This is a genomic window from Pseudomonas sp. TE3910 (genome assembly GCF_056279025.1).
In genome coordinates this window covers 2,026,509-2,045,028 of sequence record NZ_JBWBQN010000001.1, presented here as the reverse complement: position 1 = coordinate 2,045,028, position 18,520 = coordinate 2,026,509, and the positions used below count along the sequence as shown (strand labels likewise).

The window sequence follows — 18,520 nt, the reverse complement described above, 5'->3', positions numbered from 1 at the left end:
GCGCTCAGGCGGCCTTGCGCCAGTTCAGAATCATTAGCGTCAGCACCCCGGCCACGATCCCCCAGAACGCCGAACCCACGGAAAACAGCGTGAAGCCCGAGGCGGTGACCATAAAGGTGATCAGTGCTGCCTCACGCTCCTTGGCTTCGTTCATGGCCACGGTCAACCCGTTCATGATCGAGCCAAACAGCGCCAGGGCGGCAATCGACAGCACCAGCTCCTTGGGCAGCGCCGCGAACAAGGCCGCCAACGTCGCCCCGAATACCCCGGCAATACCGTAGAAAATCCCGCACCAGACGGCGGCGGTGTAGCGCTTGCTCGGGTCTTCATGCGCGTGCGGGCCGGTGCAGATCGCCGCGCTGATCGCTGCGAGGTTGATGCCGTGCGAGCCGAATGGTGCTAGCACCAGCGAGGCCAGGCCGGTGACCGTGATCAGTGGCGAGGCCGGCACTTGATAACCATCGGCGCGCAGCACGGCAACACCTGGCATGTTTTGCGACGTCATGGCGACGACAAACAGCGGGATACCAATGCTGATGGTGGCGGCGAGTGAGAAGGACGGGGTTGTCCACACCGGCGTTGCCACTTCCAGGCTGAAGCCGCTGAAGTCCAGCAGGCCAAGGGCGCCGGACAGCGCCGTACCCACCAGCAAGGCCGCGAGCACCGCATAGCGAGGCGAGAGGCGCTTGATCACCAGGTAGCTGAAGAACATCCCCAGTACCAGCAGGGTGCGGTGCTGGGCTGCAATGAAAATCTCGCTGCCAATCTTGAACAGAATGCCCGCCAGCAAGGCCGACGCCAGCGAGGCAGGGATGCGCTTGACCAAGCGCTCGAAGCTCCCGGTCAGGCCGCAGATCACCACCAGCACTGCGCAGGTGATGTAGGCGCCGATGGCTTCGCCATAGCTGACGCCGCCCAGGCTGGTAATCAACAATGCTGCCCCCGGGGTTGACCAGGCGATGGTCACCGGTGTGCGGTAGCGTAACGACAGGCCGATGCTGCAAACCGCCATGCCAATCGACAGGGCCCAGATCCAGGAAGAAATCTGCCCGCTGCTAAGCCCAGCCGCCTGACCCGCCTGGAACATCAACACCAATGAACTGGTGTAGCCGGTGAGCATGGCGATAAAGCCGGCGACCACTGCGGAGGGTGAAGAATCGGCCAGTGGGCGCAGGTGCGCAGAAGTGGCGTCGGTCATGCGGGCAGTCCTTGTTCGTGTGTAAGCAGATTTTTCAGACTAACCTGCACTACCGCGATGTTTGCAGTACAGCAATCGTTGCATTTGGCCGTACAGTCACCAACTATTGCAGACAGTTTCGTTTCAGCACTCAAAAGGGGAGGGGAAATGTACAAGGTCTATGGTGATTACCAGTCGGGCAACTGCTACAAGATCAAGCTGATGCTCCACCTGCTGAACCTGCCCTATGAGTGGCACCCCATCAACATCCTCAGTGGCGACACCGAGACCCCCGAGTTTCTTGCCAAGAACCCTAACGGCAAGGTGCCGGTGCTGGAGCTTGAGGACGGCACCTGCCTGTGGGAGTCCAACGCCATTTTGAACTTCCTCGCGGACGGTACGGAGTATTTGCCCACCGAGCCGCGCCTGCGAACCCAGGTGCTGCAATGGCAGTTTTTCGAGCAGTACAGCCATGAGCCTTACCTGGCCGTGGCGCGTTTCATCCAGTTCTACCTGAGGCTGCCTGAAGACCGGCTGGACGAGTACAAGAAGCTGCAAAAAGGCGGGCACAAGGCCCTGCGGGTGATGGAGAAGCAGCTGCAGCTAACGCCTTATCTGGTGGGCGATGAGTATTCGATTGCCGACGTGGCCTTGTATGCCTACACCCATGTCGCCCATGAAGGCGGCTTCGACCTTTCTGGTTACCCGGCGATCCAGGCATGGCTCAAGCGCGTGGCCAGCCATCCGCGCCATGTGACCATGCTGGGCTAACTGTCCTGAAGTCGCGTCGCCTGCCACGGTGGGCCGCGCAGGGCATGTGGGTTTTCTGTTGGAGCAGGCTTGCCTGCGATGGCGACGGCGGGGTGTCAGTGCGTTCGCGGCGTCTGCATCGCGGGCAAGCCCGGCTCCTACAGGTTGCGCGGGGCCTGTTGGGGCAGGCTTGCCTGCGATGGCGTCGGTGGGGTGTCAGTGAGCTCGCGGCGTCTGCATCGCGGGCAAGCCCGGCTCCTACAGCTGGCGCGGGCTCTGTTGGAGCTGGCTGGCCTGCGATGGCGTTTGTGGGGTGTCAGTGGGTTAGTGGGGCCTGCATCGCGGGCAAGCCCGGCTCCTACAGGCTGCGCGGGCTCTGTTGGAGCAGGTTGGCCTGCGATGGCGTCGGTGGGGTGCCCGTGGGTTCGCGGCGGTTGCATCGCGGGCAAGCCCGGCGCCTACAGGCTGGCGCGGGCTCTGTTGGAGCAGGCTGGCCTGCGATGGCGTCGGTGGGGTGTCAGTGAGTTCGCGGCGTTTGTATCGCGGGCAAGCCCGGCTCCTACAGGTTACGTGGGGTCTGTTGGAGCAGGCTTACCTGCGATGGCGTCGGTGGGGTGTCCGTGAGTGCGCGGCGTTTGTATCGCGGGCAAGCCCGGCTCCTACAGGTTACGTGGGGTCTGTTGGAGCTGGCTTGCCTGCGATGGCGTCGGCGCGGTGACAGTGAGTTCGCGGTGCCTGCATCGCGGGCAAGCCCGGCTCCTACAGGTTACGCGGGGTCTGTTGGAGCAGGCTTGCCTGCGATGGCGTCGCCTCAGGCTGCTGAGAAGCGCTGATCCAGGTACGCGATGATCGCCTTGGATTCATACATCCAGGTGGTCTTGCCGTCTTCTTCGATGCGCAGGCACGGTACTTTGATCTTGCCGCCACCTTCAAGCAGGGCCTGGCGATGCTGTTCGTCGTTCTTTGCATCACGCAGGGCCACTGGCACGTTCAGGCGGTGCAGGGTGCGGCGGGTCTTCACGCAGAAGGGGCAGGCGTGGAACTGATACAGGCTCAGGCCTTTTGCATGCTGTTCGATCTTGGCTTGTGCGGCCGGGTCACGCTTGAGTTTGCGCGGGCGGGTGATCAGGTCGAGAACGACGATCAGTTGGCCGAGGCCAATGCGAAGGGCTTTGACGATCATGACGGCATCTCACAATAAAAAGCCGACCCCGTGAGGTCGGCTTGAAGGTGTACAACCGATCACTTGATCAGGTTGAGGAACTCGCTGCGGGTGGCGGCATTTTCGCGGAACTCACCCAGCATCACCGAGGTGACCATGGACGAGTTCTGCTTTTCTACGCCGCGCATCATCATGCACATGTGCTTGGCTTCAATGACCACGGCCACGCCGAGGGCACCAGTCACTTGCTGGACAGCATCGGCGATCTGGCGGCTGAGGTTTTCCTGGATCTGCAGGCGGCGGGCGTACATGTCGACGATACGCGCGACTTTCGACAGGCCCAGGACCTTGCCAGACGGGATGTAGGCGACATGCGCCTTGCCGATGAACGGCAGCAGGTGGTGCTCGCACAGCGAGTACAGCTCGATGTCCTTGACCAGGACCATTTCGCTGTTGTCGGAGCTGAACAGCGCTCCGTTGGTCACCTCTTCCAGGGTTTGGGAATAACCGCGGCAAAGGTACTGCATGGCCTTCGCGGCACGCTTGGGCGTGTCGAGCAGGCCCTCGCGGGAGACATCCTCGCCCAGTTGGCCGAGGATCGCGGTGTAGTTCTGTTCCAGGGACATGGATCTACCTGTGGGGAATAATCGCAAACGCGAAGGGTACGGCGGCGGCGGCGGCGCTGCAAGCACAGCTTACTCGTCGCGTCCTTCGAGCATGGTACGTTTGAGCATGACATACACCGCGCCAGTGCCGCCGTGACGGGCCTGGCAGGAGGTGAAACCCAGCACCTGCGGATGTTGACGCAGCCAGGTGTTGACGTGGCTCTTGATCATTGGCCGTTTGCCATCCAGGCGTACCGCCTTGCCGTGGGTGACCCGTACACAGCGCACCTCGAAGCGGGTGGCTTCGGCGAGGAAGTCCCAGAGGGTTTCCCGGGCTTTTTCCACGCTCATGCCATGCAGGTCGAGGCTGCCCTCAAAGGCGATCTGCCCAAGCTTGAGCTTGCGCATCTGGCTTTCCTGGACACCGTCACGGCTCCAGTGCAGGTCATCTTCCGGGCCGACATCGATCACGAACTGGTCGGAGAGCCCATCGACTATTGTCTGGTCGCTGCGCACGGTCGCCGCTTGGCGCAGGCCGGCCAATTGCTTGCGGTCGGCCTTGGGTTTGCCAATTTCGGCGCGATCATGCTTGATCGGCTTGACGCCGCGCACTTCGCTCTTGAACAGGGAAAAATCGTCGTCTTGCATGTAAGCCTCCGCCTGGGCGGCGCAGTTTACGCGACTCCCCGCGTCTCGTTAATTCAATCGTGCTTTTTCATCAAGTGTGGCGCCAGGTTCAGCTCCCGGCCACGCCGCAGCCGTGCCCGGCAACGGCGCCACAGCCATACGCCCAGCCACAGCAGCAACACGCCCGCGCCGACGATGACAGCCGCCGCGGCACGGTTGTTGGCCAGCTCGCCCAAGGCCGGTGCATGGCCCAACAGGCTGGCGGTGCCAGCCATCGCCAGCAGTACGCCAAGGGTCGCCAGCAGGGCCGAAAAGGCAGCCGCAAAACGCATTGACCAATTACGCGGTTCGCGTGAGCGAAGGCGCTTGGCGTCGAAACCATCGGATAACTTCATTCCGATTTCCTCTATGGATATCGGGCCTTCGACCTGAAAGTACCGATGTGGTTCCGCCAGCTGTCAGGTCAAATCAGGCTAGCGACTTGGGTCACGCAGGCAAAGTTGTCGGCCATGATCGCCATTTCACTTTGCTGGATCTGCGCTGCGGGTATCACGCCGCCCTTGAAGGGCAGGTCGCGGGTGGTGCAGGCGTCTTCGACCAGGGTGCAGCGGTAGCCGTAGTCCTTGGCCCGACGTACGGTGGTGCTGACGCTGGAGTGGCTCATGAAGCCGCAGACAATCAGGTCCAGATGACCGAGTTTCTGCAGTTCCTCATGAAGCTTGGTGTTCTTGAACGCGTTAGGCATGCGTTTTTCGATGATGACTTCATCGCCCTGTGGCTCGAGGCCGGGGATGAACTCGCCACGTTCGCCCTGTGGGTCGAACAGGCCGCCAACCGTGCCGAGGTGGCGTACGTGAATCACTGGTCGGCCGGCCTTGCGCGCCGCGTCGAGCAGTTTGCCGATGTTGGCCACGGCTTCGTCCATGCCTGACAGCGCCAGAGGACCACTCAGGTACTCTTTCTGCGCATCGATAATCACCAGGCTGGCGTTACTCAGCTTGGCCGGCGGATAACCGCGACCGCTGAGGTGGAACATCGTCATTGGAACGGACATCAGGGGCTCCTTTGGATAGGGCTTTTCGCCTATTCTCCCCTGCTTGGACGCAGATGTGAATCGCTTAGCGTACAAGCGGCGTGGTTAGTGGCCTGCAGCCATGTTGGCCAATCGCTTAAAACGTCATGGGCAGCCATATTCCTGGCCAGGCTGTTAGAATCGCCGGTCGTTTCTCTAGGAGTCTACCGTGACCACTTCCCGCCTGCGCACCCTGCGCGACCATATTCGTTGGGCTGTCAGCCGTTTTCACGAGAAGGAGCTGTTCTTCGGCCATGGCGCCGACAACGCCTGGGACGAGGCGCGCCTGCTGGTGCTGGGCGCAGTTCACCTGCCATGGGAAGTGGCCGACAGCTACCTTGACTGCCGCCTCGAAGACGAGGAAGTGGCGCACCTTCAGGCACTGCTCAAGCGTCGTATCGAAGACCGCGTTCCGACGGCTTACCTGTTGGGTGAGGCGTGGTTCTGCGGTATGTCGTTCATCGTCGACGAGCGTGTACTGATTCCGCGCTCACCCATTGGCGAGTTGATCGAAAAGCGTTTCGAGCCGTGGTTGGCGGCAGAGCCGCAGCGCATTCTTGACCTGTGCACCGGCTCTGGCTGCATTGGTATCGTCAGTGCCGAAGTGTTCCCGGACGCTGAAGTGGTGCTGGCCGACCTGTCCTTCGAGGCCTTGGAAGTCGCGAATCAGAACATCGAGCGTCATGGCCTGGAAGAGCGGGTTTTTACAGTTCAGGGCGATGGCTTCGAGGGGCTGCCGGGTCAGCGTTTCGACCTGATCCTGTCCAACCCGCCGTATGTCGATGCCGAAGACTTCGCCGACATGCCGCAGGAGTACCACCATGAGCCTGAGCTGGGCCTTGCCTGTGGCGACGATGGCCTGGACCTGGTCCGGCGGATGCTGGCTGAAGCGGCGGATCACCTGACCGAGAAGGGCTTGTTGATTGTCGAAGTGGGCAACAGCCAGGTGCACCTGTCGGCCTTGTACCCCGAGGTGGATTTTGCCTGGCTGGACTTCGAGCGCGGTGGTCACGGCGTATTCATGCTGACGGCGCAGCAGTGCCGTGAGCATCAGGCGCTGTTTGCTTCGCGGGTGTAAGCGCTAGCGGCGTCTGTATCGTTGGCAAGCCAAACCCCACAAGTACGGTGGGGCGCTTGCCAGCGATAGCACCTGCAGGTTGTCAGCGTTGGGTTGCAATCCAGATCAGCAGCCCGGCCTGGAACACGGCGAAGGCGACCAGGCAGGTGATGGTGAAGCGCAGGCCGCTGTCCTCGCGCTTGTATTTGTTCACGCGCTCGTCCCGCTCACGCAGTTGCGTTTCTTTTTCCTGCAGGGTCTGTTCGGCCTGCTGGAGCATGCCCGCAGCCTCGATGATCTCGACCTGTTGGACCTTCTCGTTGTTCCAGCCACCCTTGAGCTCACCCACCTGCACTTCCAGGTAGCGGCCTTTCATGTGCTGGACATCGGCGTACTCGACCTCCAGCCCGACGTTTTTCAGCACATGGTCACGGCGTTGGCGGGTGTCTTCGTTCAGCGCGTCCTTGCTCGGGAGTGCCGCACCCTCGATCCGGTAGTGCGACCACTTTTGTTGTGCCCACTGCACCCCTTGAGCCAGCAGAAAACGTCCGAGGCCACGGTTCAGGGGCTCCATCTGCAGGCCACTGTCAGGGCCGAAGCTCACGTGGTGCGTCTCATGGTCGACGCGGATGTCCAGGCGATTCTGCTCCTTGCGCACTTTTTGCCCAGGCAGACGAATCTCCATGCGCAGCAGGCTGTGCGTCTTGCTGTGCCGTTCGGCATAGCCGTACTGGACGAAACGCAAGGGCCGCGCACCGGTGGCCCGGTCGGTCGGCAGTGGGGCCAGGCGCAGCATGCGAAAGTGCTCCGGCTTCAGGTCTTCCCACGGCAGCGGGGCAGGTTCTGGAGCGACCGTTTCGGCGCTTGCTTCGGGGGCATCCTGGGGTGGGACATCGGTCATCACGGCAATCCTCTTGTGCGCAGCAGGCTGGCCGTAATTTGGATGCCAGCACCGGCTTATCGGCAGGGTTGGCCTGGACTGGAGTGCATTTTTCCGGAACTTCTGCTCAAGCTGCCGGCAATCGACGAATAAACTCGACGATTCTCTCGCCCAGTGCGCTGGCCAGTGGCAGCGCCGGGTTGAGGTAGCTTTGCTGTTGCTGGTGCACGTCAGCCGGGGCGATCCGCAGCATATGGTTCATGCCCTCGATCAGTGCCAGTTCGGCATCGGGTTTGGCGGCCTTCAGGCGCAGGGCATCGTCGACACTGACCTGCACGTCATGGTTGCCTTGCACGATCAGCGCCGGGATTTTCAGACGGGCAAAGGCGGCTGCCGGGTCTTGCCGGAACAGTGAAATCAAATAGGGTTGAACGCTGGGGCGCAGAATGTCCTGCAAGGGCGGGGGCACGTCGCTCGATGTACGGCCGGCTTTGAGCTGGTCGATGATCGCCTGGGCCCGTGTTTGGTAACGATCAGGTACGCGCTCGGCAATCTGGGCATGCAGCACGTCATGCACCGGGCGCCCGCTGCCAGCCACTGAAATTACTGCACTGGCCCCGGCCGGTTCGGCCGCGAGGCTGGCGATCAATGCACCTTCGCTGTGGCCCAGCAGCACCAGTGGGCCGAAGCGTGGGTCGGCGTTGAGCGCACGGCCCCAGGCTACGGCATCGGCCACATAACCCTCGACGCTCAGGTCACGTTCGTCGGGTGTCGCCTCCAGGCTGGCGGCAACGCCACGTTTGTCATAGCGCACGCTGGCGATATTGTTGCGTGCGAGCAGCAGCGCCAGGCGCTTGAGGTTGTCGGTGTGAGCCCCGTTGGGGTTGTTGCCATCGCGGTCGGTCGGGCCTGAGCCGGCAATGATCAACACCACGGGCGGCGGTCGCTCGCTGCGGGTCAGCAGCAGGCTGCCGCGCAAGATGCCGGCGCCTGTATCGAGGTCCAGGGGCCGCTGTAGAACGCTTGGGGCCGCCGCTTGGGCGAGACTGCTGAGGCACAGAAGAAGCAGGGTGAGGGCGCGTAACATTACAGGGCCGCTGCTGGAGAGATGAAAGTTGGACACACGCCGGGCTAGAAGGTTCGCCAACAGGGATGAACTCGCCGGTGAGCCTGCGTATACTGGCGGCCTTGTTCAAATCAGGCTGATTCGCGGAGCGTCCTGCATGTCCGGCAATACCTATGGCAAGCTGTTCACTGTCACCACCGCTGGCGAAAGCCATGGTCCGGCGTTGGTCGCCATTGTCGACGGCTGCCCGCCGGGCCTCGAGCTTTCGCTGGCCGACCTGCAACACGACCTGGACCGGCGCAAGCCTGGCACCAGCCGCCACACCACGCAACGCCAGGAAGACGACGAAGTCGAAATCCTCTCCGGCGTTTTCGAGGGCCGTACCACCGGCTGCGCAATTGGCCTGCTGATCCGCAACACCGACCAGAAGTCCAAGGACTATTCGGCGATCAAGGACCTGTTCCGCCCGGCGCATGCCGATTACACCTACCACCACAAGTACGGTGTACGTGACTACCGTGGCGGTGGCCGCAGCTCGGCGCGCGAAACCGCGATGCGGGTGGCCGCCGGTGCCATCGCCAAGAAGTACCTGGCCAGCCAGGGCATCACCATTCGTGGCTACATGAGCCAGTTGGGGCCGATTGAAATCCCCTTCAAGACCTGGGAGTCGGTTGAGCAGAACGCGTTCTTCAGCCCAGACCCGGACAAAGTGCCAGAGCTGGAAGCCTACATGGACCAGCTGCGTCGCGACCAGGACTCGGTCGGGGCGAAAATCACCGTTGTCGCCGAAGGCGTCATGCCTGGCCTGGGCGAGCCGATCTTTGATCGCCTGGACGCCGAGCTGGCTCATGCACTGATGAGCATCAACGCAGTCAAGGGTGTGGAGATCGGTGCGGGCTTCGCCAGCGTGGCCCAGCGCGGTACCGAACACCGCGACGAGCTCACCCCGGAAGGTTTCCTCAGCAACAACGCTGGCGGCATTCTGGGTGGGATCTCCTCGGGTCAGCCGATTGTCGTGCACCTGGCGCTCAAGCCAACGTCGAGCATCACCACCCCGGGCCGTTCGATCGATATCGACGGTAACCCGGTCGACGTCATCACCAAAGGGCGCCACGACCCTTGCGTAGGCATCCGTGCCACCCCGATTGCCGAGGCGATGATGGCCATCGTGCTGATGGACCACCTGCTGCGTCACCGTGGGCAGAATGCCGATGTGAAGGTCAGCACGCCGGTGCTGGGCCAGTTGTAATGCCCCGAGTGTTCGATCGCGCCATGGCCGTTTGAGCCGTGGCGCCGATCCCTTACTGGCGACTGTCCAGCTTCTATCTGTTCTATTTCGCCTTGCTCGGTTCGACAGCGCCATTCCTGGCGCTGTACTTCGATCACCTGGGGTTTTCCAGTGCGCGGATCGGCGAGCTGGTGGCCATCCCCATGCTGATGCGCTGCGTGGCGCCGAATCTGTGGGGCTGGCTGGGGGACCGCACCGGCCAGCGCCTGCTGATCGTGCGGCTTGGTGCGTTGTCGACGCTGGCGAGTTTTTCGCTGATCTTCATCGATAAGAGCTACGCCTGGCTGGCGTTGGTGATGGCCCTGCATGCGTTCTTCTGGCACGCGGTGCTGCCGCAGTTCGAGGTCATTACCCTGGCACACCTGCAGGGGCAGACCGCACGCTACAGCCAGGTCCGCTTGTGGGGTTCAATCGGCTTTATCCTGACGGTTGCGGGGCTGGGCCGCTTGTTCGAATGGCTCAGCCTGGATATCTACCCGGTGGCGCTGGCAGTGATCATGGCCGGTATCGTCCTGGCCAGCCTGTGGGTGCCCAATGCACACCCGCCCGGGCAGCATGTGCGCGATGCTGGCGAGGGGTTTATCCGGCAATTGCTTCGCCCCGGCGTGCTGGCTTTTTATACCTGTGTGGCCCTGATGCAATTGAGCCATGGGCCGTATTACACCTTTCTGACCTTGCACCTTGAGCGCCTGGGGTACAGCCGTGGCACCATTGGCCTGCTCTGGTCGTTGGGCGTGGTGGCCGAGGTGCTGATGTTTCTGGCCATGAGCTGGATCATGGCGCGGGTGTCGTTGCGCCGGGTGCTGCTGGCCAGTTTCCTGTTGGCAGCGTTACGCTGGATGCTGCTGGGCGAGTACGCCGAGCACCTGGCCGTGTTGCTGGTCGCGCAGTTGATGCACGCGGCCACCTTCGGCAGTTTTCATGCTGCGGCCATCGCCTTCGTGCAGCGCAGCTTCGGGGCGCGCCAGCAAGGGCAGGGGCAGGCGTTGTATGCCGCATTGGCCGGCACCGGTGGCGCATTGGGTGCCTTGTACTCGGGCTACAGCTGGAATGCGTTGGGCCCCACTACAACCTTTAGTATTGCCAGCGTCGCTGCCGTGGCGGCAGCCGTTATCATTGCGACTCGAATGAAAGAGGACAGGGCATGAGCCTTACCCGTGAACAATTGGCCTTGGAAATCATCGAAGCCGGGCGCTTTCTTTATGGCCGTGGCTGGTCGCCGGCCACCAGCAGCAACTATTCCACCCGCCTTGCGGCGGATCAGGCGCTGTTGACGGTCTCCGGCAAGCACAAAGGTCAGCTGGGCATGGACGATGTCCTGGCCACCGACCTCGCTGGCAATAGCCTGGAGCCGGGCAAGAAACCCTCGGCGGAAACCTTGCTGCATACCCAGTTGTACGCCTGGCGGGCAGACATCGGGGCCGTGCTGCATACCCACTCGGTCAATGCCACGGTGCTGTCACGAGTGACCGCTGGGGACTACCTGGTGTTCGAAGACTATGAACTGCAGAAAGCCTTCAGTGGTATCTCGACCCACGAGTCGACGGTGCAGGTGCCGATTTTCGAGAACGATCAGGACATCGCCCGCCTGGCGGCCAAGGTTCAGCCCTGGCTTGAGGCGCACCCCGACTGCGTCGGCTACCTGATCCGTGGCCATGGCCTGTACACCTGGGGCCCGCGCATGAGTGATGCGTTGCGTCAGGTCGAAGCCTTCGAATTCCTCTTCGAGTGTGAATTGAAAGTGCGATCGGTTACCGGTCGTTGAGTCGCTACAACTAGGAGTTGCCCCTGATGAGCAGCCTGACCGTGTACCACCAGTCCACCCCGGACATCCCGAACAAGGTGCTGACCCACGTTGAGGACATCGCCTCGACCCTGGCAGAGCAGGGCGTGCGTTTCGAGCGTTGGGCCGCCAATGCGCCGATCCAGCCGGGCGCTAGCCAGGAAGAGGTGATTGCGGCCTACCAGGCCCAGATCGACAAGCTGATGACCGAGTGCGGCTACATCACCGTCGATGTGGTGAGCCTGAACAGTGATCACCCGCAGAAGGCCGAACTGCGTGCCAAGTTTCTGGATGAACACCGCCATGCGGAAGACGAAGTGCGCTTTTTCGTCGCCGGGCGAGGCCTGTTTACCCTGCACATCGACGAGTATGTCTACGCCGTGCTCTGCGAGAAGAACGACCTGATCTCGGTGCCGGCTGGCACCCCTCACTGGTTTGACATGGGCGAGAACCCGCATTTCGTTGCCATTCGCCTGTTCAACAACCCTGAAGGTTGGGTAGCGCAGTTCACTGGCGACAAAATCGCCGATCAATTCCCGCGTATCGACGACTGACCGGAGCCTGCATGACTATCAAAGCCATCCTCACCGACATTGAAGGCACTACCAGCGCGGTGAGTTTTGTCTTCGACGTGCTGTTTCCGTTCGCGGCCAGGCACCTGCCCGATTTTGTCCGTACCCATGCGGCTGAGCCTGCCGTGGCGGCCCAATTGCAGGCTGTGCGCACCGACAGCAATGAGCCCGCTGCTGACGTTGAGCGGGTAATTGAAATCTTGCTGCAGTGGATTGCTGAAGACCGCAAGGCCACGCCACTCAAGGCGTTGCAAGGCATGGTCTGGGCCGAGGGCTATCAGGCGGGGCTGCTCAAGGGCCATGTCTACCCGGATGCGGTTGAAGCGCTCAAGCGCTGGCATCAGGAAGGCTATGCCCTGTACGTGTACTCCTCGGGCTCCATTCAGGCGCAGAAGCTGATTTTCGGCTGCTCTGAAGCCGGCGACCTGACCCCGCTGTTCAGCGGGTATTTCGACACGACGTCCGGTGGTAAACGCGAGGCGCAATCCTACCGCACCATCGCCCAGGCGATTGATTTGCCGGCAGAGCAGATCCTGTTCCTCTCGGACATCGTCGAAGAACTGGATGCGGCTCAGCAGGCCGGCATGGCGACCTGCGGGCTGGTACGCCAGGGTGGGGAACTGGCGGGCCACAGCAATGTAGTCAGCTTCGCCTTGATCGACGTAAACCAGTTCTGACGCTTTGCATCACAGGCAAGCCTGCTTGTAGGAGCCGGGCTTGCCCGCGATGCAAACGCCGCGCACTCACAGGCACCCCCGCCGACGCCATCGCAGGCAAGCCTGCCTGTAGGAGCCGGGCTTGCCCGCGATGCAGCCGCCGCGAACTCACTGACACCCCACCGACGCCATCGCAGGCAAGCCTGCCTGTAGGAGCCGGGCTTGCCCGCGATGCAGCCACCGCGAACTCACGGGCACCCCACCGACGCCATCGCAGGCAAGCCAGCTCCAACAGAGCCCGCACAACCTGTAGGAGCCGGGCTTGCCCGCGATACAAACGCCGCGCACTCACAGGCACCCCACCGACGCCATCGCAGGCAAGCCAGCTCCAACAGAGCCCGCGCAACCTGTAGGAGCCGGGCTTGCCCGCGATGCAGCCACCGCGAACTCACAGGCACCCCACCGACGCCATCGCAGGCAAGCCAGCTCCAACAGAGCCCGCACAACCTGTAGGAGCCGGGCTTGCCCGCGATACAAACGCCGCGCACTCACAGGCACCCCACCGACGCCATCGCAGGCAAGCCAGCTCCAACAGAGCCCGCGCAACCTGTAGGAGCCGGGCTTGCCCGCGATACAAACGCCGCGCACTCACAGGCACCCCACCGACGCCATCGCAGGCAAGCCAGCTTCAACAGAGCCCGCGCAACCTGTAGGAGCCGGGCTTGCCCGCGATGCAGCCACCGCGCACTCACGGACACCCCACCGACGCCATCGCAGGCAAGCCAGCTCCAACAGAGCCCGCGCAGCCTGTAGGAGCCGGGCTTGCCCGCGATGCAGCCACCGCGAACTCGCGGGCACCCCTGCGTACCAATAGATTTCTTCTGTTGCATCAATGCGTTATTCCGCTTTGACCCCCAGCCCGTGCTGGCCAAGACTTGGGCTTTTCCGGCAGCCAGGAGCCCCCCATGTCCGACCAACTCACTTGCGAACAACTCAACGACGAAGCCATTGCCTTTGCCGAGCAGGTTTTCGATTGCGCCCGTCAAGGTGATGCCGTTGCTTTTGAGCGCTTGTTGCAGCAGGGGCTGCCGGCCAATCTCTGCAACCACAAAGGCGATAGCCTGTTGATGCTTGCCAGCTACCATGGCCATGTCGAGGCGGTGCGTGTGTTGTTGCAGTACGGTGCCGATCCGCACGTCGCCAACAACAATGGCCAACTGCCGCTTGCCGGCGCCGCATTCAAGGGCGACCTGGCCATGGTGCAACTGCTGGTGGAGCAGGGCGCCAGCGTCGAGGCGGCGACGGCTGATGGTCGTACGGCATTGATGATGGCGGCGATGTTCAACCGAACCGCAATCGTGGACTATCTGCTGGCACAGGGGGGCGACCCCAAACGTGCAGATGCCAAGGGCATGACTGCATTAGGCGCAGCCCAGGCCATGGGCGCACAGGACGCCGTGACGCAGTTGCAAGCGCTGGCCGGCTAACCCTCGGTGGGTGTTTACCGTTATCCTTGGCGCCTTTTATCGTCGTAAGGGGCCCCTCATGAAAAACCAACTGGTCGAACTCATCGGCAAAATCAGCTCCGGCTGCCTGCGTGAGGATGACATCGAGCGGATCGCTGACGAAGCCGCTCAGGCGTATGCCGATCCAGCCGGGTTTCTGGCCGCCAACCCCGATATCAACTACGACGACACCTTCCCGATTCCCCTGGGTGAATGGGTTGTGGTGGGCAGCCTGCCGGACACCGTGCTGTTCCAGGCTGACAGCTACCAGGACCTGTTCGCCCAGATCGTCGCCTCCTTCGGCCCCGATGTGGCGTTCAACATCAAGCCCAAGCAATTGGCCAAGACTGAAGCCTTGACCGCACTCAACCGCATCCAGATCCAGATGAGCAGCATGAACAAAGAGGCGGGCGGCTATGTGTTGCTCGACTTCAGTGAGCCGCTCGACGATGAATTGCAGGTCGTGCTGGTTTACGGCAACGACCTGGAGCGGGTGCTTGAGTTGTCTGCCGAAGTCGGGATTTCCGCCGCGCCGTCGCTTGAAGCACTGCGGCTGGCCTTGCACGTTTAAGTCGGTGTGGACACCAGGGTGTTGAGCGCTGGCTATGCTCAGTGGCACATCCCGTCACAGGAGCGGCATCATGGGTTCGACATTTAATGGCTTTCTTGGCCTGATCATCCTGGCCCTGGACATCTGGGCAATCATCAACGTGATTAAAAGCAGCGTAGGGACCGGGCCCAAGGTGCTCTGGGTGCTGCTGATCCTGCTGTTGCCGGTGCTGGGCCTGATCATCTGGGCGATTGCCGGCCCCCGGGGCAATGTCCGTCTGTAGGTGCCTGCGCGGCCTGCGGTACCTCGACGAATATTCGACCTGTCATGATCGACAACGTACACTGCGCCCTTTTCTATGGCGGGTGCGTTTGCGCCCGTTGTCAGCCGCTTTTATTGGAGGTCCCGCAATGAGCGACTACCTGGAGACGTTGTACGAAGGCTATGGCCAGCGCTTTCGCATGGACAAGCTGCTGCACGAGGTTCGTACCGAGCACCAGCACCTGGTGATTTTCGAGAACCCGCGCATGGGGCGCGTGATGGCGCTGGACGGTGTGATCCAAACCACCGAGGCCGATGAGTTCATCTACCACGAGATGCTCACCCACGTCCCGATCCTGGCCCATGGCACTGCGCGGCGCGTACTGATCATCGGCGGCGGTGACGGTGGCATGTTGCGTGAAGTGACCAAGCACCGTGGCGTCGAGCACATCACCATGGTCGAGATCGACGGTACCGTGGTCGACATGTGCAAGGAGTTCCTGCCGGAGCACTCCAAGGGCGCCTACGATGACCCGCGCCTGAATCTGGTCATTGATGACGGCATGCGGTTCGTCGCCACCACCGAAGAGAAGTTCGACGTCATCATCTCCGACTCCACTGACCCGATTGGTCCGGGAGAGGTGCTGTTCTCCGAGAACTTCTACCAGGCCTGCCACCGTTGCCTGAACGACGGCGGTATTCTGGTCACTCAGAACGGCACGCCGTTCATGCAGTTGTCTGAAGTTCAAACCACCGCAAGCCGCATGCGCAGCCTGTTCGCCGATTGGCACTTCTACCAGGCCGCGGTACCGACCTACATCGGCGGTGCAATGACCTTCGCGTGGGGCGCTACCAACACCAGTTACCGCAAACTGCCGCTGGAAACCCTGCGTCAGCGTTTCGCCGGCAGTGGAATCGTTACGCGTTATTACAACCCGGAGATTCACATCGGTGCGTTTGCCTTGCCGCAATACGTGCTGCAGGCTGTAAACAAGCCCAGCAACGATTGATGCTGCACTACGGCGCCTTAGGGCGCCGTAGTCGATTTCATGAAGCGTGGCAAGTTTCTGAACAGAATTTTCACATTCGATTGCCGACAATTCGTGCGCTCAAATGCCTGTTCGACGAATGGCTCCCCAGTGCCCGGTTGTTTAGGGCAGGCTTGTTATTTTGCTCTTCGTTTCTTTCAAATCTGAATCTTTGGGATCTTCCTATTCATGGCTAACACGGACGCCTTGAGTCATCAGCGTGCTGCTTCGCGCGCGCTGCAACCGACCGTCAAATCGCACCTGGCCTATACGCTGCTGAGCGGCCTGGTGATCATGCTGATGCTCAGCCTGGTGAGGCTGGCGCTGCTGGTTTACAACAGCGATCAGATCGGCAACACCCCGGTCTCGACGTTGGCTGAGGCGTTCGCCAACGGCCTGCGTTTCGACCTGCGCCTGGTGGTGTACCTCTGCATTCCGCTGATGCTGGCACTGTTGAGTGTTCGGGCGATGGCCGCACGCGGCCTGTTCCGTTTCTGGTTGACCGTGACCGCCAGTGTGGCCATGTTCCTCGGCCTGATGGAGATGGACTTCTACCGTGAATTCCACCAGCGCCTTAACGGATTGGTCTTCCAGTACGTCAAGGAAGATCCGAAGACCGTACTGAGCATGCTGTGGTACGGCTTCCCTGTCGTACGTTACCTGTTGGCCTGGGCCTTCGGGACCTGGTTGCTGAGCCTGCTGTTCAAAGGTGTCGACCGCATGACGCGGCCTCGTGGCGTATACGGCAGCAGTGTGGCCGGTGCGCGTAGCGTAGCGCCTTGGTATGTGCGCGGCGGCGTGTTCTTCATGGTGCTGTTGGTGGCCGTGGTTGCCGCACGCGGTACCTTGCGTCAAGGCCCGCCGATGCGTTGGGGCGACGCTTACACCACCGATTCGAACTTTGCCAACCAGTTGGGCCTGAACGGTACGCTGACCCTGATCACCGCTGCCAAGAGCCGGATGTCCGAAGAGCGTGACAACATCTGGAAGGCCACCCTGCCGCAGGATGAAGCGCAGGAGACCGTGCGCAGCATGTTGCTGACGCCTCACGACAAGCTGGTCGATGCCGATGAAGCGGCTGTGCGCCGTGAGTTCACCCCGCCAGTCGAGAAAACCCTGCCGATCAAGAACGTCGTGGTGATCCTGCTGGAAAGCTTCGCCGGGCATTCGGTGGGTGCGCTGGGTGCCACCACCAACATTACGCCGTACTTCGACAAACTGGCCAAGGAAGGGTTGCTGTTCGACCGTTTCTTCTCCAACGGCACCCATACCCACCAGGGTATGTTCGCCACCATGGGCTGCTTCCCCAACCTGCCAGGTTTCGAATACCTGATGCAGACGCCTGAAGGCAGCCACAAACTGTCGGGTTTGCCAGCGCTGCTCAGTGCACGCAAATACGATGACGTCTATGTCTATAACGGCGACTTCGCCTGGGACAACCAGTCCGGGTTCTTCAGCAACCAGGGCATGACCACTTTCATTGGCCGTAACGATTTCGTCAATCCAGTATTCTCCGACCCTACCTGGGGCGTTTCTGACCAGGACATGTTCGACCGTGGTGCTGAAGAACTGGCGAAAAACTATGGCAAGAAACCGTTCTATGCCTTGCTGCAAAGCCTGTCCAACCACACGCCGTACGCGTTGCCGAAAAACCTGCCGGTAGAGCCTGTGACGGGCCAGGGTCGTCTCGACGAGCACCTGACCGCCATGCGTTATTCCGACTGGGCATTGGGTCAGTTCTTCGAGAAGGCGCGCAAAGAGCCGTACTTCAAGGAAACCTTGTTCGTTATTGTTGGCGACCATGGTTTCGGCAACAACCAGCAGGTCACCGAACTCGACCTGAGCCGCTTCAACGTACCGCTGCTGCTCATTGCGCCGGGTATCCAGGAGAAGTTCGGTGCGGTCAGCCACACCGTGGGTACCCAGATCGATATCGTGCCGACCATCATGGGTCGCCTCGGTGGCGAAACCCGTCATCAGTGCTGGGGGCGTGACCTGCTTAACCTGCCGGAAGGCGACCAGGGTTTTGGCATGATCAAACCGTCGGGTAGCGAGCAGACCGTTGGCCTGGTAACGGGTGATCGGATTCTGATCGAGTCCAAGGACATGTCGCCACGCATGTACCGCTACCAACTGGGTCGCGAGTTCAAGGCCGAGCGAATCGAAAGCCCGGACCAGGCTGAACTGACGCGCAAGCTGGAGTCGTTCATCCAGACGGCGACCAAGAGCCTGCTGGACAACACCGCCGGTGTGGTTCACGGCATGCCGGACTGATCACCGGTACTACGTGATGCCTGTTTGACCAAAGCCCCGATTTATCGGGGCTTTTGTTTTTTGATGTGTCGATACGACTTACATCGGTTGGCACGAGCGCTGCGCAAGCGCTAGGATGCACTCAGGGTCTACCTGATTCACGCTTCCCGGCCCTGTCTTGATCACTAGCTCGAAGGCCCGCGCCTCTACTGTGGGCGATAGCGTCAC

General features: G+C 61.5%; 20 protein-coding genes. 12 read left to right on the top strand and 8 right to left on the bottom strand.

The genetic code is table 11. From position 1 onward, the window contains the following. Positions 1-4: 4 nt before the first annotated feature. Complete coding sequence (locus ACZ9H3_RS09205; RefSeq protein WP_099775494.1) at positions 5-1,198, bottom strand: benzoate/H(+) symporter BenE family transporter; 1,194 nt, start codon at positions 1,196-1,198, stop codon at positions 5-7. Positions 1,199-1,345: 147 nt separating this feature from the next. On the opposite strand from ACZ9H3_RS09205, the gene ACZ9H3_RS09200 reads away from it, so the two are divergent. After that, on the top strand, positions 1,346-1,948 hold the full coding sequence (locus ACZ9H3_RS09200; protein WP_065759868.1) for a glutathione S-transferase family protein: 603 nt from the start codon (positions 1,346-1,348) through the stop codon (positions 1,946-1,948). 790 nt (positions 1,949-2,738) lie between these two features. Here ACZ9H3_RS09200 and ACZ9H3_RS09195 read toward each other — a convergent pair. From ACZ9H3_RS09195 to ACZ9H3_RS09175, 5 genes are all read right to left on the bottom strand, one after another. Then, positions 2,739-3,110, bottom strand: a complete 372-nt coding sequence (locus ACZ9H3_RS09195; RefSeq protein ID WP_099775493.1) for a glutathione S-transferase N-terminal domain-containing protein — start codon at positions 3,108-3,110, stop codon at positions 2,739-2,741. A 59-nt stretch (positions 3,111-3,169) separates the two neighbouring features. Further along, the gene (gene folE / locus ACZ9H3_RS09190) at positions 3,170-3,715 is read right to left on the bottom strand and encodes a GTP cyclohydrolase I FolE (protein ID WP_099775492.1); all 546 of its coding nucleotides are present in this window, start codon (positions 3,713-3,715) and stop codon (positions 3,170-3,172) included. A 69-nt stretch (positions 3,716-3,784) separates the two neighbouring features. Continuing rightward, positions 3,785-4,342 (bottom strand): Smr/MutS family protein, encoded by a 558-nt coding sequence (locus tag ACZ9H3_RS09185; RefSeq protein WP_065759871.1) that lies wholly within the window; start codon positions 4,340-4,342, stop codon positions 3,785-3,787. A 53-nt stretch (positions 4,343-4,395) separates the two neighbouring features. Next, positions 4,396-4,716, bottom strand: a complete 321-nt coding sequence (locus ACZ9H3_RS09180; RefSeq protein WP_099775491.1) for a hypothetical protein — start codon at positions 4,714-4,716, stop codon at positions 4,396-4,398. 68 nt (positions 4,717-4,784) lie between these two features. Then, positions 4,785-5,375 carry a cysteine hydrolase family protein gene (locus ACZ9H3_RS09175; RefSeq protein WP_065759873.1) on the bottom strand — a complete coding sequence of 197 codons (591 nt, stop codon included), beginning with the start codon at positions 5,373-5,375 and terminating at the stop codon, positions 4,785-4,787. A 187-nt stretch (positions 5,376-5,562) separates the two neighbouring features. Here ACZ9H3_RS09175 and prmB point away from each other — a divergent pair, with 187 nt between their 5' ends. Further along, positions 5,563-6,471 (top strand): 50S ribosomal protein L3 N(5)-glutamine methyltransferase, encoded by a 909-nt coding sequence (gene prmB / locus ACZ9H3_RS09170; protein ID WP_065759874.1) that lies wholly within the window; start codon positions 5,563-5,565, stop codon positions 6,469-6,471. 82 nt (positions 6,472-6,553) lie between these two features. On the opposite strand, the gene ACZ9H3_RS09165 is transcribed toward prmB, so the two are convergent. Both ACZ9H3_RS09165 and ACZ9H3_RS09160 read right to left on the bottom strand, forming a co-directional pair. Next, the gene (locus ACZ9H3_RS09165; protein ID WP_065759875.1) at positions 6,554-7,351 is read right to left on the bottom strand and encodes a hypothetical protein; all 798 of its coding nucleotides are present in this window, start codon (positions 7,349-7,351) and stop codon (positions 6,554-6,556) included. A 106-nt stretch (positions 7,352-7,457) separates the two neighbouring features. After that, positions 7,458-8,417: an alpha/beta hydrolase gene (locus ACZ9H3_RS09160; RefSeq protein WP_476220456.1), complete on the bottom strand. Its 960-nt coding sequence runs from the start codon at positions 8,415-8,417 to the stop codon at positions 7,458-7,460. Positions 8,418-8,553: 136 nt separating this feature from the next. Between ACZ9H3_RS09160 and aroC the strand changes: the two genes are divergently transcribed. The 10 genes from aroC (at position 8,554) to ACZ9H3_RS09110 (ending at position 18,313) form a co-directional block, all read left to right on the top strand. Then, on the top strand, positions 8,554-9,645 hold the full coding sequence (aroC, locus tag ACZ9H3_RS09155; protein ID WP_476220454.1) for a chorismate synthase: 1,092 nt from the start codon (positions 8,554-8,556) through the stop codon (positions 9,643-9,645). 38 nt (positions 9,646-9,683) lie between these two features. Further along, complete coding sequence (locus ACZ9H3_RS09150; RefSeq protein WP_065759878.1) at positions 9,684-10,832, top strand: MFS transporter; 1,149 nt, start codon at positions 9,684-9,686, stop codon at positions 10,830-10,832. Next, the gene (locus tag ACZ9H3_RS09145; protein ID WP_476220452.1) at positions 10,829-11,449 is read left to right on the top strand and encodes a methylthioribulose 1-phosphate dehydratase; all 621 of its coding nucleotides are present in this window, start codon (positions 10,829-10,831) and stop codon (positions 11,447-11,449) included. The genes ACZ9H3_RS09150 and ACZ9H3_RS09145 overlap by 4 nt, the downstream gene beginning before the upstream one ends. A gap of 26 nt (positions 11,450-11,475) precedes the next feature. Next, positions 11,476-12,021, top strand: a complete 546-nt coding sequence (locus tag ACZ9H3_RS09140) for a 1,2-dihydroxy-3-keto-5-methylthiopentene dioxygenase (RefSeq protein WP_065759880.1) — start codon at positions 11,476-11,478, stop codon at positions 12,019-12,021. Between the two features lie 11 nt (positions 12,022-12,032). Further along, the gene (gene mtnC, locus ACZ9H3_RS09135; protein ID WP_065759881.1) at positions 12,033-12,716 is read left to right on the top strand and encodes an acireductone synthase; all 684 of its coding nucleotides are present in this window, start codon (positions 12,033-12,035) and stop codon (positions 12,714-12,716) included. 944 nt (positions 12,717-13,660) lie between these two features. Then, a complete protein-coding gene (locus tag ACZ9H3_RS09130) occupies positions 13,661-14,182 on the top strand; it encodes an ankyrin repeat domain-containing protein (protein WP_476220449.1) in 522 nt (173 codons plus the stop codon). Between the two features lie 58 nt (positions 14,183-14,240). After that, a complete protein-coding gene (locus ACZ9H3_RS09125; RefSeq protein WP_065759883.1) occupies positions 14,241-14,771 on the top strand; it encodes a hypothetical protein in 531 nt (176 codons plus the stop codon). A gap of 70 nt (positions 14,772-14,841) precedes the next feature. Then, a complete protein-coding gene (locus tag ACZ9H3_RS09120) occupies positions 14,842-15,033 on the top strand; it encodes a PLDc N-terminal domain-containing protein (protein ID WP_099775484.1) in 192 nt (63 codons plus the stop codon). 127 nt (positions 15,034-15,160) lie between these two features. Continuing rightward, on the top strand, positions 15,161-16,021 hold the full coding sequence (speE, locus tag ACZ9H3_RS09115) for a polyamine aminopropyltransferase (RefSeq protein WP_065759885.1): 861 nt from the start codon (positions 15,161-15,163) through the stop codon (positions 16,019-16,021). Positions 16,022-16,228: 207 nt separating this feature from the next. Then, positions 16,229-18,313: an LTA synthase family protein gene (locus ACZ9H3_RS09110; protein ID WP_476220445.1), complete on the top strand. Its 2,085-nt coding sequence runs from the start codon at positions 16,229-16,231 to the stop codon at positions 18,311-18,313. The last annotated feature ends 207 nt before the right edge of the window (positions 18,314-18,520 follow it).